At 28.5% G+C, this 12,929-nt stretch carries 19 protein-coding genes; 2 read left to right on the forward strand and 17 right to left on the reverse strand.

All coding sequences use genetic code 11. The annotated features are described in order from the left end of the window. Positions 1–24 precede the first annotated feature (24 nt). Positions 25–315, forward strand: a complete 291-nt coding sequence (locus tag AC5SML_RS03390; protein WP_006996893.1) for a chorismate mutase — start codon at positions 25–27, stop codon at positions 313–315. 2 nt (positions 316–317) lie between these two features. On the opposite strand, the gene AC5SML_RS03395 is transcribed toward AC5SML_RS03390, so the two are convergent. From AC5SML_RS03395 to AC5SML_RS03420, 6 genes are read right to left on the reverse strand one after another with little or no spacing between them, the layout of a single operon-like run. Continuing rightward, positions 318–509, reverse strand: a complete 192-nt coding sequence (locus tag AC5SML_RS03395) for a 50S ribosomal protein L33 (protein WP_006996892.1) — start codon at positions 507–509, stop codon at positions 318–320. A gap of 1 nt (position 510) precedes the next feature. Continuing rightward, positions 511–888: a MerR family transcriptional regulator gene (locus AC5SML_RS03400; RefSeq protein ID WP_271563510.1), complete on the reverse strand. Its 378-nt coding sequence runs from the start codon at positions 886–888 to the stop codon at positions 511–513. Beyond that, the gene (locus AC5SML_RS03405; protein WP_494617625.1) at positions 878–1,180 is read right to left on the reverse strand and encodes an integration host factor subunit alpha; all 303 of its coding nucleotides are present in this window, start codon (positions 1,178–1,180) and stop codon (positions 878–880) included. The genes AC5SML_RS03400 and AC5SML_RS03405 overlap by 11 nt, the downstream gene beginning before the upstream one ends. After that, the gene (gene plsX, locus AC5SML_RS03410) at positions 1,180–2,181 is read right to left on the reverse strand and encodes a phosphate acyltransferase PlsX (protein ID WP_494617626.1); all 1,002 of its coding nucleotides are present in this window, start codon (positions 2,179–2,181) and stop codon (positions 1,180–1,182) included. The genes AC5SML_RS03405 and plsX overlap by 1 nt, the downstream gene beginning before the upstream one ends. Positions 2,182–2,195: 14 nt before the next feature. Further along, the gene (rpmF, locus tag AC5SML_RS03415) at positions 2,196–2,378 is read right to left on the reverse strand and encodes a 50S ribosomal protein L32 (protein ID WP_011282128.1); all 183 of its coding nucleotides are present in this window, start codon (positions 2,376–2,378) and stop codon (positions 2,196–2,198) included. Between the two features lie 7 nt (positions 2,379–2,385). Next, positions 2,386–2,853, reverse strand: a complete 468-nt coding sequence (locus AC5SML_RS03420; RefSeq protein WP_006996887.1) for a ubiquinol-cytochrome C chaperone family protein — start codon at positions 2,851–2,853, stop codon at positions 2,386–2,388. On the opposite strand from AC5SML_RS03420, the gene bamE reads away from it, so the two are divergent. Then, positions 2,852–3,316 carry an outer membrane protein assembly factor BamE domain-containing protein gene (bamE, locus tag AC5SML_RS03425; protein ID WP_494617627.1) on the forward strand — a complete coding sequence of 155 codons (465 nt, stop codon included), beginning with the start codon at positions 2,852–2,854 and terminating at the stop codon, positions 3,314–3,316. The two genes, AC5SML_RS03420 and bamE, sit on opposite strands and share 2 nt — an antisense overlap. Positions 3,317–3,323: 7 nt before the next feature. Here the strand turns inward: bamE and AC5SML_RS03430 are convergent, their stop codons facing one another. The 11 genes from AC5SML_RS03430 to AC5SML_RS03480 all read right to left on the reverse strand — a co-directional run bounded on the left by AC5SML_RS03430 (position 3,324) and on the right by AC5SML_RS03480 (position 12,866). Beyond that, a complete protein-coding gene (locus AC5SML_RS03430; protein ID WP_271564669.1) occupies positions 3,324–5,429 on the reverse strand; it encodes a sodium-translocating pyrophosphatase in 2,106 nt (701 codons plus the stop codon). A gap of 86 nt (positions 5,430–5,515) precedes the next feature. Then, positions 5,516–6,475, reverse strand: coding sequence for a thiamine-phosphate kinase (gene thiL / locus AC5SML_RS03435; protein ID WP_278386584.1), 960 nt, complete (start codon positions 6,473–6,475; stop codon positions 5,516–5,518). Continuing rightward, the gene (locus tag AC5SML_RS03440; RefSeq protein ID WP_011282132.1) at positions 6,468–6,872 is read right to left on the reverse strand and encodes a transcription antitermination factor NusB; all 405 of its coding nucleotides are present in this window, start codon (positions 6,870–6,872) and stop codon (positions 6,468–6,470) included. Before AC5SML_RS03440 ends, thiL begins: the two co-directional genes overlap by 8 nt. A gap of 2 nt (positions 6,873–6,874) precedes the next feature. After that, a complete protein-coding gene (ribH, locus tag AC5SML_RS03445) occupies positions 6,875–7,261 on the reverse strand; it encodes a 6,7-dimethyl-8-ribityllumazine synthase (RefSeq protein ID WP_006996882.1) in 387 nt (128 codons plus the stop codon). Further along, a complete protein-coding gene (gene ribB, locus AC5SML_RS03450; protein WP_006996881.1) occupies positions 7,261–8,361 on the reverse strand; it encodes a 3,4-dihydroxy-2-butanone-4-phosphate synthase in 1,101 nt (366 codons plus the stop codon). Before ribB ends, ribH begins: the two co-directional genes overlap by 1 nt. Continuing rightward, entirely contained in the window at positions 8,348–8,941 is a 594-nt protein-coding gene (locus tag AC5SML_RS03455) for a riboflavin synthase (RefSeq protein ID WP_494617629.1), read from the reverse strand. Before AC5SML_RS03455 ends, ribB begins: the two co-directional genes overlap by 14 nt. A 4-nt stretch (positions 8,942–8,945) precedes the next feature. After that, positions 8,946–10,046 carry a bifunctional diaminohydroxyphosphoribosylaminopyrimidine deaminase/5-amino-6-(5-phosphoribosylamino)uracil reductase RibD gene (gene ribD, locus AC5SML_RS03460; protein ID WP_271622893.1) on the reverse strand — a complete coding sequence of 367 codons (1,101 nt, stop codon included), beginning with the start codon at positions 10,044–10,046 and terminating at the stop codon, positions 8,946–8,948. Further along, positions 10,027–10,485 (reverse strand): transcriptional regulator NrdR, encoded by a 459-nt coding sequence (gene nrdR, locus AC5SML_RS03465; RefSeq protein ID WP_006996878.1) that lies wholly within the window; start codon positions 10,483–10,485, stop codon positions 10,027–10,029. The genes ribD and nrdR overlap by 20 nt, the downstream gene beginning before the upstream one ends. Further along, complete coding sequence (gene glyA / locus AC5SML_RS03470; RefSeq protein ID WP_494617630.1) at positions 10,485–11,795, reverse strand: serine hydroxymethyltransferase; 1,311 nt, start codon at positions 11,793–11,795, stop codon at positions 10,485–10,487. Before glyA ends, nrdR begins: the two co-directional genes overlap by 1 nt. A gap of 2 nt (positions 11,796–11,797) precedes the next feature. After that, positions 11,798–12,223, reverse strand: a complete 426-nt coding sequence (gene rpiB / locus AC5SML_RS03475; RefSeq protein ID WP_020169452.1) for a ribose 5-phosphate isomerase B — start codon at positions 12,221–12,223, stop codon at positions 11,798–11,800. A 1-nt stretch (position 12,224) separates the two neighbouring features. Further along, a complete protein-coding gene (locus AC5SML_RS03480) occupies positions 12,225–12,866 on the reverse strand; it encodes an aspartyl/asparaginyl beta-hydroxylase domain-containing protein (protein ID WP_494617632.1) in 642 nt (213 codons plus the stop codon). Positions 12,867–12,929: the final 63 nt, after the last annotated feature.

A 12,929-nucleotide genomic window follows, 5' to 3' on the forward strand; every position in this document is an offset into this window, starting at 1 on the left:
TTATCTTAATAACCAATTGAATAAATGTCGCCTACAAATAAAAAAAAACTAAATCAGATTAGAATTAAGCTTGATAAACTTGATAATGATTTACTTAAATTAATCAAAAAAAGATCTTCATTAGTCAATGAAGTGCTAAAAGTAAAAATCCATAAAAAAGAAATAATTGATCAAAAAAGGATCAATTTTATACTTAAAAAAATTAAAAAAAAATCAATACAAACTAATATTGACCCAAAAATCACTAATAGAATTTGGAAAAATATGATTTGGTCTTTTATTGATTACGAAAAAAGAAATTTTAGAAAAAAATAGTACTATTTACTGTGTGGAGGTAATTTTTTTTCCACAAACATTTCATGTTTTCTTGTAGAAGGGTTATATTTCTTTGCAGACAATTTAACTTTAGCTTTTTCACCACCCGCAGGTTTTTTAACATAATAAAAAAAAGGACTATCAGGTTTAGCCTCTGGTACTAATCTAACTTTAACGTGCGTTTTTTTTGCCATTTTATTTTAAACTTTTTATTTTTTTTATTAAATCGGAAATCTTTTTAAGTTTATTTTTTAAATTATAATCAGCATTTATAGAATTATTTGGTAATTCGTCAAGTTTTAATGATTTATCAGAATTAAGAACTTTTTTAACACCAATAATTGTCATTCCTTGATCTTTGAGTAGATATTTAACTTTTTTTAAAACCTCAATAGTATCATTATTATAATATCTTCTATTACCATTTAAAATTTTTGGCTTAATTTGCTTAAATTCCTTCTCCCAAAATCGAATAGTATGAGTATTCAAGGTTCCTTTTTTTTTATTTACAAGACCAAGAATTTTAGCAACCTCACCTATTGACTTATAAGCATCACTATTTTTATGAATCATTCTTAGAATTTACCAAATCTTTAAATTCCTTAGAAGCTTTAAATAAAACAACATCTCTATTAGATATGGTTGTTTGTTCTTTTGTTTTAGGATTTCGTCCAATTCTACTTTTTTTTGCCCTTATAGAAAAAGTACCAAATTTAGAGAGCTTTAATTTTTTTTCTATTTTTAAATTGTCTACTATTGTAATTAGAAAATCATCAATTAAATTTTCAGATACATTTTTTGAAAAACCAATTTGCATATAAATTGAATTTATAAGATCTTTTTTTGTTAAGTTGGTTCTTTGCATTAACTTATGTTGTTTCTTATCTTTTCTATTAAATTTCCAGTGACAATTCTAGTGCAAACACTTAATGAGTTTGAAAAACCTATATAATCTGTTCCACCATGACTTTTGATAACTGGAGAATCTAAACCTATGAAAATTGCACCATTATAAAGTCTGGGATCTAATCTTTCTTTAAATTTTTTTAAATTTGAAATATTTAGTAAAGATGAAATTTTACCAAAAATATTACCTGTCATGGCTTTCTTTAATTCACTTGTAATAAAATTTGCAGTACCTTCGGCTGTCTTCAAAGCAATATTCCCAGTAAACCCATCTGCAACGATAACATTTACATCGCCATTCATTAACTGATTACCTTCTATATAACCCTTAAACTCAAAGTCAGTGTTATTTCTTTGATTTAATTGTTGGTAAGTTTCTTTGATAATCTCATTACCTTTAATTTCTTCAGACCCTATATTTAATAAAGCAACTTTAGCGGTATCATCAGGATATAACGATTTAAATAACGAAGATCCCATTATAGAAAAATCAATTAAATTTTTTGGACTACATTCGATATTAGCTCCTAAATCTAACACTACACTCATATTCTTTTTATTTGGCCATAAAGCAGAAAGAGCTGGTTTATCAATGTTTTCAATCATCTTTAGATTAAGTTTTGAAATAACAAGTAATGCTCCAGTGTTACCGGCAGAAATAACTATGTCAGATTTTTTTTCTTTAACACTTTGAATGGCTAACCACATACTAGTATTTTTTCCTCTTTTAGCTCCTTCTAAAGGACTATCAGTTCCTTTAACCAAATCTTTGGTGTGAATTATTTCAAATGAAGATGTGGGTAATTGATTGATATAATTTTGGATTTTTTCCTTATCACCAAAAATTTGATAAAAAGTATTAGTGTTACTTTTATAATGATGATTAATTCCATCAATAATTTTTTTTGGTGAATTATCTCCACCCATTGCATCAACTGCAATTTTTATTATTTTGCTCATTTAATTTTGGACTTTTATTCCTTAGGATCTAAAACTTGTCTACCTCTATACATGCCTGTTTTTAGATCTAAGTGATGAGGTAATCTGTATTCTCCAGATTTCTTGTCCTCAACAATATTAGTAGATTTGAACTTCATATTCTGAGCTCTTCTCATTCCAGTTCTTGACGGTGATTGTTTTCGTTTAGGTACAGCCATAATAAAATTAGTGCTTAACTACACCTTTTATATAAGAATTTAAAGTATTATTTTTTAAATTTAACCTATAATTTTCAAAATAATTAACCAAATACTCAATATTAGATGAATTATCTAAAAAATTTACCAAAATAGAGTTTCTAGATTCTATATCTAATTCATCCCAACTATGAATTTTGTCGATCATTCCATAGAATAAGTTTAGGTAATCTTTCATTTTTTTATTAATTGATTGATCACCATAACCAATTTCCCTGATGCTTAATTCAACTTGTCTGAAGGTAAAATCATAAATCTCTTGTAGTATTTTTTTATCATTATTTTCCTTATAAACTTTCAAAAAGAAAGCAAAATGAAGTAAAAAGAATATTAATCTATCAGAAAAAGTGTCTTGGTTTTTAAAATCTTTATACAAATCTTTATTTCTAGTTAATTGAACTAAATTGTTGTAAATATTTATATAGTTTTTATCCATGAGAAAATTATTTGTATTTATTATAATATCATTATTTATTTCAGCTTGTACTTTAAAAAAAGTTGAAAAACACCACGGTGTTCATTTTTTAAATAAAAAACAAGAAAAACTTACTGTTAATCAGTCAAATAAAAACGATATTTTAAGATTATTAGGTTCACCATCAACTAAAAGTACTTTTGACAATGATTTATGGATTTATATTGAAAGAAAAACAGATAATTCATCTCTTACAAAATTTGGCAGTGAAAGAATTATTGTAAACAATGTTCTATTATTAGAAATCAACAGTATGGGTCTTCTAGAAACGAAAGAGTTTCTGGATCTCACTAATATGCAAGAATTGAAATTTGCAGAACAAACCACTGAAAATCAATACAAGAAAAACACATTTGTATACGACTTTCTATCCAGTATGAGACAGAAAATTAACGACCCCTTAGGTAAAAGAAAAAGAAATTAACCTTTTCTTAGCCAGCAATTACAGCTAACAATAATAAAGCTACAATATTAGTAATCTTAATCATTGGGTTTACAGCAGGACCAGCAGTATCTTTGTACGGGTCTCCAACAGTGTCGCCAGTTACAGCAGCTTTGTGTGCTTCAGAACCTTTTCCACCGTGATTTCCATCTTCAATATACTTTTTTGCATTATCCCAAGCACCACCACCCGCAGTCATTGAAACAGCTACAAATAAACCTGTAATAATTACACCTAACAACATTGCACCTACTGCAGCTAGAGCAGCAACTTGACCACCTATAGCTAGTATTACAAAGTATAGAACAATAGGAGAAAGAACTGGCAATAATGAAGGTATAATCATTTCTCTAATAGCAGCTAAAGTTAATAAATCTACTAATTTAGCATAATCAGGTTTTTGTTTACCCTTCATGATACCTGGATATTTTTTAAATTGTCTTCTTACTTCGACAACCACTGCACCACCTGCTCTTCCAACGGCTTGCATACCCATTGATCCAAATAAATATGGAAGCATTCCACCAATTAATAACCCAACTACAACGTAAGGATTCGATAAATCAAAAGTTACGACAATTCCTTCAAGCTTTGAACCTGCTACACCTGAAAAGTGTTTGATATCCTCAACATAAGCTGCAAATAATACTAGAGCACCTAGACCTGCTGAACCTATAGCATAACCTTTAGTAACAGCTTTAGTCGTATTACCTACTGCATCTAATGCATCAGTAGTTTTTCTAACACTATTTGGTAATTTAGCCATTTCAGCAATACCGCCAGCATTATCTGTTACAGGACCATAAGCATCAAGAGCAACAACCATACCTGCTAATGCAAGCATTGTAGTTACTGAAATAGCGATACCATAAAGACCAGCGATTGAATTTGTTGCTAATATACCGGCAACAATAATTAAAGCTGGTACAGCAGTGGCTTCCATAGAAACAGCTAAGCCTTGGATAACGTTTGTTCCATGACCAGTTGTAGAAGATTTAGCAATACTTCTTACTGGTCTGTATTCAGTACCAGTGTAGTATTCAGTAATCCAAATTAATAGTCCAGTAATAACTAAACCAATTATTCCACAGTAATACAAACTCATACCAGTAAAACTTTTACCATTAACAGTATATTCGCTTGCAAATCCGATTACATAATCAGTAACAGGGTATAAAATTATTAATGAAGAAACAGCAGAAACTACAAATCCTTTATATAAAGCGTTCATAACATTTTTACTTTTTCCAAGTTTAACAAAGAAAGTTCCTAAGATTGATGTTAAAATACAAGCCCCACCAATAGTTAGAGGATAGATCATCATATTTATATCACCATAGAAAAATATCGAAGAAAGAACCATTGTTGCAACAATTGTTACAGCATAAGTTTCAAATAAATCTGCTGCCATACCAGCACAATCACCAACGTTATCTCCAACATTGTCAGCAATTACAGCTGGATTTCTAGGATCGTCTTCTGGAATACCCGCTTCAACTTTACCAACTAAGTCAGCACCAACATCAGCACCTTTTGTAAAAATTCCACCACCTAATCTTGCAAAAATTGATATTAAAGAAGCACCAAAACCTAATGCAACTAATGCATTAATAACTTCTCTGTCATCAATACCTGCTTTTAATAAAAAATAGTAATAAACTGCGATTGCAAGTAAAGCTAATCCAGCAACTAACATTCCAGTTACAGCACCTGATTTAAATGCAACAGCAAGACCGCTTGCTAAACCTTTTCTTGATGCTTCAGCAGTTCTAACGTTAGCTTGAACAGAAACTAACATTCCAACATAACCGGCTATACCTGATAATGTAGCACCAATTAAATAACCTAAACCAACTAATGGACTGAACACAAAGAAAATAATAACTAAAACAACAACTCCAACCACGGCAATTGTTTTATATTGTCTTGCTAAATAAGCCTTAGCACCAATTTGAATTGCTGATGCTATTTCTTGCATCTTGGCATTTCCTGCACTTGAGTTAAGGATATTCATTCCTGTAAAAAAACCATAAACGATTGAAAGAGATCCAGCTGCTATGGTAAATAATAATATTGTTTCTATTAGTGAGTTCATTTTGCCTTTGGTTGTTTGGTTGTTAAATTTTATTCTTTAAAGTCCGGACAATACAAAAAAAGCAATAAAAGGCAATATTTAACTTTTTAAAACTTATGAAAATAACCTTTATTTTTAAGGGTAATTTGCCGATTTTCATCATCTACAATGGATGATTTTTTAACATGGCTTTGAATTGTGCCAATTTTAGTTAGCTTAACTCTACAATTAGTAGCTATTTTTCTTATGATTCTCATCTTATTTTTAGAAGCTGTAAATAAGACCTGATAATCATCACCATTAGAAATGTAATTAATCTTAGATAGTTTTTTAAGAGCAAGTATCTTCTTTAGGTTACTTGAAATTGGAATATCTTTTAAAAAAATTTTATAAGATAATTTCTGATTATTAATCATTTTATCAAGGTCCGCTATAAGTCCATCAGATATATCAATTGAGGTATTGGCAAACTTTTTAATTTGATCAATTAATTTTAATTGAATATTTGGCATAAAATATTGATTAGTAAAATATTTTTTTAATCTTGAATTAAGCTTAATTTTATTTTTTAAAACTAATAGCCCTAAATAGCTGTCTCCTATATTTCCAGAGACATATACATCATCATAAAGTTTAGCTTTGTTTCTATAGATAATATTATCGGCAAAACCTATTGAAGTAATTGTAAAACTTAACTTGTTAGAAAAAACTGTATCTCCACCACTTAAAAATATTTTATATTTATTTTGTTCTTGATTAAGTGATTTGCTGATTTTTGATAAATTTAATTTAGAAAAACTTTTTTTATTACCAGAACCAGAAATAAAATAATATTTTGGTTTAATACCTTTGCATATTAAATCTGAAATTGATGATCTAATTATTTTTTTAATGACAAGATCAGGTCTTTTAAAGTCTATGAAATGATTGCCTTCTGTATAAGTATCAACAGATACTGCTAATTTATTTTTTTTATCAAAAAAAACATCATCATTCAAATTTAAGGCACTTGGTGATTTTTTAGAAAGTTTTTGAAAATAATTTTTTATTAATTCAAATTCATGCATTAGTGGTTCTTATTTTTTTAGCTATTTTGTCTAATATTGCATTTAAATATTTAGTTTGACCATCTTCTAAAAAAAAGTTTGATGCATCAAGATATTCTTTAATAATTATTTTAGAAGAAACTTTAGGTTTGTATAAAAACTCAAATATAGCAGATTTTACTATCACTTGAAAAACCTGGTCTAAATTAGTTAACTCTAAGTCCTCACTTAGATATTTTTTAACCTCTTCTTTAATAACTTCATCTCTTTCAATAGTACCTAAAACAACATCCTTAATGAATTTTTTAAATCTATGTTTGGGAAAAGTTAAGTCTGTGTCATCATTAAAAAAATTTCCATATAATTTTTGGATAATAATTACCCTCGGACTTTGATTGGGATTATATGGAGTTCTCATTGTTATTGAGAAAGAACAGATATTACAGCTTGAGCTGCTTCTCTACCCTTTTTCTTCCTAGCTATAGCTTGACGCATATTAAGACAGGTAATAATTCCATTACCAATGGGTTTTTTGCTATCTACAGAAAGTTTCATTATTGCATCAGTTGAAGAATGAGAAATAAAATCAAAATGAGGTGTTTGGCCTTTAATAACACAACCAAGAGCTAAAAAAGCATCGTATTTCTTAATATTCTTTGAAATCGTAACTGGTATTTCAAAAACACCAGGAACATTAATAATTTTTATTAAACTAGATTTAGGTAATATGCTCTTTGCACTACTTAGTAAACCCTTTGATATATCTTTATAATAATCAGCAATAACTATTAGATATTTTCTTTTCATTAAATAATTTCCTGTTTAGTAATCTTTATATCATAACCTTCCAAACCAATAACTTTTTTAAGAGACTTAGTAATTAATATCATATTTTTAATCTTTAAATCTTTAATTATTTGAGCACCAATACCATAATTTCTTATAAGCTTATCATTTCCTTTTTTATAGAAATTTTTGTTTTTATAATCCTTAAGTGTTTGTGTAACAGATTTTAAATTTGTATCTTTTATAAAAACTAAAACACAGTTATTAAATTTCTTAAAATAATTTAAAGTTTTATCAAATGAATTTGGTAATTGTTGATTGATTAAATAATTTTGAACTACGTTAGAAGAAATTACTCTAACTCTTGGTATTATCCCTTTTTTAATATTTCCTTTAATCAAAGCAAAATGCTCAGATCCATCTAAAAGGTTTTCATAAATTCGAATTTTATATTTTTGATTTTTTACTTTAATATCTGATTGTTTTTTAAGTTTAATTAATTTTTCTTTTTTTAAACGATAAGCAATAAGATCTTCAATTTTACCTATCTTTAAATTATGTTTGTTTGCAAAATCAAATAAATCTTGGCCTTTGGCCATTGTCCCATCTTCATTCATTATTTCACAAATAACTGCAGAGTTATTTTTTTTAGCAAGTTTTGAAATATCAACAGAGGCTTCTGTGTGACCAGCTCTTACTAAAACGCCGCCGTCTTTCGCAATAATTGGAAAAACATGTCCAGGTGAAACTATGTCTTTCTTATTTGCATTTTTTTTTGAAGCAATTTTAATTGTCTTTGCTCTATCTTTTGCTGAGATACCTGTTGTTATTCCTTTTTTTGCTTCAATAGAAATTGTAAATGCAGTTTTATTCCTTGATTGATTGATTGGTGACATCAAAGATAAATTTAATCGCTTTGCTTGTACACTATCTAGCGCCAAACAAATTAATCCACGACCATATTTTGCCATAAAATTTATATTTTTAGCGCTTGAGTCAGTGGTTGATATTATTAAGTCTCCTTCGTTTTCTCTTTTCTCATCATCAACTAAGATGAACATACCACCTTTCTTTGCGATATTTATTATACTTTCAATGGATGCATAATTATTTTTTTTCATTAAAATAATTTCTAACGTATTTAGATAAGATATCTATCTCTATATTAACTAGACTGCTTTTTTTTAATAAAGATAAATTGGTTAGCTTAAAAGTGTGTGGAATAACCCAAACTTGAAAACCTTTTTTGGTTACTTTGGAAATTGTTAAAGAAATTCCATTTATACATATGGAGGCTTTATCAATTAAATTTGCTCGTTCTTTTTTAACAATTTCAAAATCAAATAAATATGATTTATCAATTTTTTTAATACTTTGTATTTTGCCTACCGCATCGATGTGGCCTTGGCAAATATGTCCTGATATTTTTTGGCCAAATTTTAAAGGAAGTTCAAGATTGATTTTATCATTTATTTTTAGGAATTTAAATTTTGATCTTTGTATAGTTTCATCAGAAAGATAAAATTCCATTATCTGATTTTTAATGTCGATTAATGTTAAGCAAACACCATCACAAGCAACTGATACGCCCAAATCTTTACGTGTTAATTTTAAATCAGCTTTTACAAAAATATTAATACCTTTTGATCTTTTTTCAAATTTAGTAATTAAACCTTGATTAAAAATTATTCCGTTAAACATAATATTATTTGTAAAGTGTAATTACATCTTTGCCTAATTTTTTATTAATTTTCAATTTATTTTTATAATTTTTCTTTAGTTCTTTAAGAAAACCAAACTCTTTATGATTAACTAACTTTGATAAACTTTTACTACATTTGTATAAATAAAATTCATTAAATAATTTTTTTTTAATAATGTGTTTAGAAAGATCATTTCCCCCTTCAACTAATAAATTCCTACAGCCAAGGACATAGAGTTTCATTAAAATTGATTTAATATCAAAGCTATTTTTATTTAATTTACTTTTGATTAAAGTTATACCTTTTTTTTTTAACATTAATTTCACCTCAGCTTTGGCGTTATGATAAAAAATTATAGTATTGTCTTTATTTGCTGTTTTAAAAATATATGAATTCTTTTTAATTTCTAAGTTTCTATCTAAAATTATTCTTTTAGGAGAAAATTTACTCAAACCTTCTAGTCTGCAATTGAGTTTTGGGTCATCTTTATTTAAAGTTTTGGAAGAAATCATTAACGAGTCATTTTTATATCTAAGAAAATGTGTAAATTTATCAGTATGAATATCTGAAATTCTTTTAGTATCTTTGCTATATATCAAATTATTTTTAGAAATTGCAATTTTACCAGTAACATAAGGAAGGTTTTTTTTTCTATTAAAAAAATAAGGTGCGTAAAATTTATTAATTTGTTTTTTGAGTAAATCTTTTTTTACTAAAATATTTTTTGACTTAAGAATTTTTAAAGTTTTACCTTTAACTTTTTTATCAATATCTTCAACTCCATAGACAACTTCTTTAATTTTATTTTTAATTATAATATTTGTGCATGGAGGAGTTTTTCCATAATGACTACATGGTTCAAGGGTGACATACATTTTTGAGCCTTCTATATTTTCATGTGAATTTTTAATGGCATTAAATTCTGCATGAGGTGTACCTTTAAAACCTGTTTGACCAATTGAAAGTATTTTATTATTTTTGACAATCACACAGCCTACAGAAGGATTAATTCCAGTAAGTCCATGACGAGCTTTTGCCAAATTCAAAGCAAGCTCCATAAAAATTTTATCTTTAATTGAAAATTTATCTTTTTTTGTAGACATCTAATTTGTCCACGAATTGCACAAAGTCTTTTTCTTCTCTAAAATTTCTATAAACAGATGCAAATCTAACGTATGCAACAGGATCAAGATCTTTCAAACCTTCCATAACCATTGTGCCAATTGTATTTGATGAAATTTCACTTTGACCAAGTTCTTCTAAAGCTCTTGAAGTTCGACTAATAAATTTTTCTGCTGTTTCGGTATCAATAGGTCTTTTCTTTAATGCTATATAAATTGATTTAGAAAGTTTATCTCTATCAAATGATGATTTTCTTCCATTCTTTTTGACTACCATTATTTCTCTAAATTGTACTCTTTCGAAAGTTGTGAATCTAGCTCCACACACACAAAGTCTTCTTCTTCTTATGGCTGTTCCATCTTCTGTAGGTCTAGAATCTACTACTGATGTTTCACCTTTTTTACAAATTGAACAAATCATTATTTTAAATTTTTATAGATTGGAAAGTTAGATGTAAGATCTATAACTTCCTTTCTAACCTCTTCTTCAATTTTACTGTTATCCTCAGGGTTTTCAGACAAACCTTTTACAACTTTGGTAATTAATTCTCCTACTTTCTCAAATTCTTTTAAACCAAAGCCTCTAGTTGTTGCAGCTTGAGTTCCAAGTCTTATCCCAGAAGTAATCATTGGCTTTTCGGAATCAAAAGGTATTCCATTTTTGTTACAGGTAATATTAGCATTTGAAAGGCTTTCAGCAGCGGCATTACCCTTAACATTGAAAGGTCTTAGATCAACTAACATTAAATGAGTATCCGTTCCACCAGAATAAATCTTAAAACCATTATTCTTAAGTGTCTCAGATAAAATTTTGGCATTTGCCAAAACTGATTTGATATAATCTTTAAAATCTGGTCTTAAAGCTTCCAAAAACCCAGCAGCCTTTCCAGCAATGACATGCATCAACGGTCCACCCTGATAACCAGGGAATACTGCAGTGTTAAATTTTTTTGCTAGGTCTTCATGATTAGTTAAAATAATTCCACCTCTAGCACTTCTGAAAACTTTATGAGTTGTTGAGGTAACTACGTGTGCGTGTTCACATGGGTTAGGATAACCTTTACCAGCAACTAAACCTGAAAAATGAGCCATATCCACCATCAAATATGCCCCTACTTTATCAGCAATCTCTCTAAATCTTTTAAAGTCGATTACTCTAGAGTAAGCGCTACCACCACAAATTATGAGTTTTGGTTTATGTTCTAATGCAAGTTTTTCAACATTATCATAATCAATAAGTTCGGACTCTTTATCAACGTCATACCCTATGGGATTAAACCATTTACCTGACATTGATATTTTCAACCCATGAGTAATATGTCCACCAGAATTTAAACTCATTCCCATAAACGTATCACCAGGATTTAAAAGTGCCAAAAATACAGCACCATTTGCTTGAGCCCCAGAATGTGGTTGGGCATTTGCAAATTTACAATCAAAAATTTTCTTTAATCTCTCTATGGCTAAATTTTCAGCAACATCAACATGCTCACATCCATTATAGTATCTTTTTCCAGGATATCCTTCTGCATATTTATTTGTTAAAACAGAGCCTTGAGCCTCTAAAACAGCTTGAGAAACTATATTTTCAGAAGCAATTAATTCTATATGTTGTTGTTGTCTTTTTAGCTCATCACTTATGGCTTTATGTAATTCTGGATCAGTTACAGATAAGCTGTCTTCAAAAAAGCTTTTATAATTCTCATTTAAATAGTTTTTTTCACTAGACATAATTAAATCTTTTTAATTCTTTTTGCGTGTCTTCCACCTTCAAACTTTGTATTTAAAAAAACGCTAACACAATTTAAAGCAGTTTTTTTAGTAAGTAGTCTTGATCCTAATGTAATGATATTTGCATCGTTATGCAATCTTGATAATTTAGTCGATTTCAAATTAAAACACTGAGCAGCACGTATATTTTTATGTCTATTTGCAGCAATATTCATTCCCATCCCAGAGCCACATACGAGTATGCCGGCATGATTATTGTTTGTTTTAACCTTTTTAGCAACTTTATGAGCATAGTCTGGATAGTCAACACTTTCACTATTGAATGGACCTAAGTCTGTATAGTTAATTTTCTTTTTATCTAAATGAAGTTTAATTAATTCTTTTAATTTATAACCAGCATGATCAGAAGATAAAAATATTTTTTTCAATTTAATTAAACTTATAATCTAAAACACAGGCTACCAAGTGAACTCTGTTTTCTTCACCACCATTAAAGGCATTATGGTATTTTACATTATTAGTTACCCACACTGAGCCATCAGCAGGCATATGTTTTGCAACATTATCAATAACCATTAAGCAACCAGGGTTTGTAATTATAGGTATATGTAACCTTGGCTCTGGATCTCTATGCCAACTCAATGTTGATCTTGGCTCCTTAAGTAAAATTCTAACTCTACCTAATTTGTATTTTGAAGAAAGTGCATTAAATACTTCCTTGAAATAAGTGTTTTCATAGTCTGGTATAAATTCAGAGTATGCAGCCTCATCTATTGAAACATCTCTAGTAACTTCTTTTCCTGATTTGTCTGGTTTTGTCCAGTAAGAGCCTCTAGCCTTGCTTCCTTTAATAGAATCTGGATCTCCAGGAATTTGTGTTAAACAAATAGCCCCAAAGTGAGCAATACCACCGCCATCATCAAATTTTCTTGTTTGAACAATTTGGTTATAAGCCTCTTGGAGTTTATTAATATCAAATTTAACATCTTGTTTTTGAAAATCACTAAAATCTAAAACTTTTTGATCTTTTTTTAGATCTAAGTCAATTATGTTTTTGTTGTCTAAGCTCATGCAGTTGTTTTCTACCTTTTTTAATATATATTTGTATAATACATTTGTCGCATTTTAAAAGCA

The sequence above is a fragment of the Candidatus Pelagibacter sp. PS_17 genome, assembly GCF_059417945.1.

What these genes read in the sequence shown, in the direction of transcription:
- glyA (WP_494617630.1), bottom strand. Translation starts at nt 11,795, where the DNA reads ATGTCTAGTGAAAAAAACTATTTAAATGAGAATTATAAAAGCTTTTTT.
- AC5SML_RS03405 (WP_494617625.1), bottom strand. Translation starts at nt 1,180, where the DNA reads ATGCAAAGAACCAACTTAACAAAAAAAGATCTTATAAATTCAATTTAT.
- plsX (WP_494617626.1), bottom strand. Translation starts at nt 2,181, where the DNA reads ATGAGCAAAATAATAAAAATTGCAGTTGATGCAATGGGTGGAGATAAT.
- AC5SML_RS03390 (WP_006996893.1), top strand. Translation starts at nt 25, where the DNA reads ATGTCGCCTACAAATAAAAAAAAACTAAATCAGATTAGAATTAAGCTT.
- AC5SML_RS03400 (WP_271563510.1), bottom strand. Translation starts at nt 888, where the DNA reads ATGATTCATAAAAATAGTGATGCTTATAAGTCAATAGGTGAGGTTGCT.
- nrdR (WP_006996878.1), bottom strand. Translation starts at nt 10,485, where the DNA reads ATGATTTGTTCAATTTGTAAAAAAGGTGAAACATCAGTAGTAGATTCT.
- thiL (WP_278386584.1), bottom strand. Translation starts at nt 6,475, where the DNA reads ATGCATGAATTTGAATTAATAAAAAATTATTTTCAAAAACTTTCTAAA.
- AC5SML_RS03395 (WP_006996892.1), bottom strand. Translation starts at nt 509, where the DNA reads ATGGCAAAAAAAACGCACGTTAAAGTTAGATTAGTACCAGAGGCTAAA.
- ribD (WP_271622893.1), bottom strand. Translation starts at nt 10,046, where the DNA reads ATGTCTACAAAAAAAGATAAATTTTCAATTAAAGATAAAATTTTTATG.
- rpmF (WP_011282128.1), bottom strand. Translation starts at nt 2,378, where the DNA reads ATGGCTGTACCTAAACGAAAACAATCACCGTCAAGAACTGGAATGAGA.
- AC5SML_RS03430 (WP_271564669.1), bottom strand. Translation starts at nt 5,429, where the DNA reads ATGAACTCACTAATAGAAACAATATTATTATTTACCATAGCAGCTGGA.
- ribB (WP_006996881.1), bottom strand. Translation starts at nt 8,361, where the DNA reads ATGAAAAAAAATAATTATGCATCCATTGAAAGTATAATAAATATCGCA.
- AC5SML_RS03440 (WP_011282132.1), bottom strand. Translation starts at nt 6,872, where the DNA reads ATGAGAACTCCATATAATCCCAATCAAAGTCCGAGGGTAATTATTATC.
- bamE (WP_494617627.1), top strand. Translation starts at nt 2,852, where the DNA reads ATGAGAAAATTATTTGTATTTATTATAATATCATTATTTATTTCAGCT.
- ribH (WP_006996882.1), bottom strand. Translation starts at nt 7,261, where the DNA reads ATGAAAAGAAAATATCTAATAGTTATTGCTGATTATTATAAAGATATA.
- AC5SML_RS03455 (WP_494617629.1), bottom strand. Translation starts at nt 8,941, where the DNA reads ATGTTTAACGGAATAATTTTTAATCAAGGTTTAATTACTAAATTTGAA.
- AC5SML_RS03480 (WP_494617632.1), bottom strand. Translation starts at nt 12,866, where the DNA reads ATGAGCTTAGACAACAAAAACATAATTGACTTAGATCTAAAAAAAGAT.
- AC5SML_RS03420 (WP_006996887.1), bottom strand. Translation starts at nt 2,853, where the DNA reads ATGGATAAAAACTATATAAATATTTACAACAATTTAGTTCAATTAACT.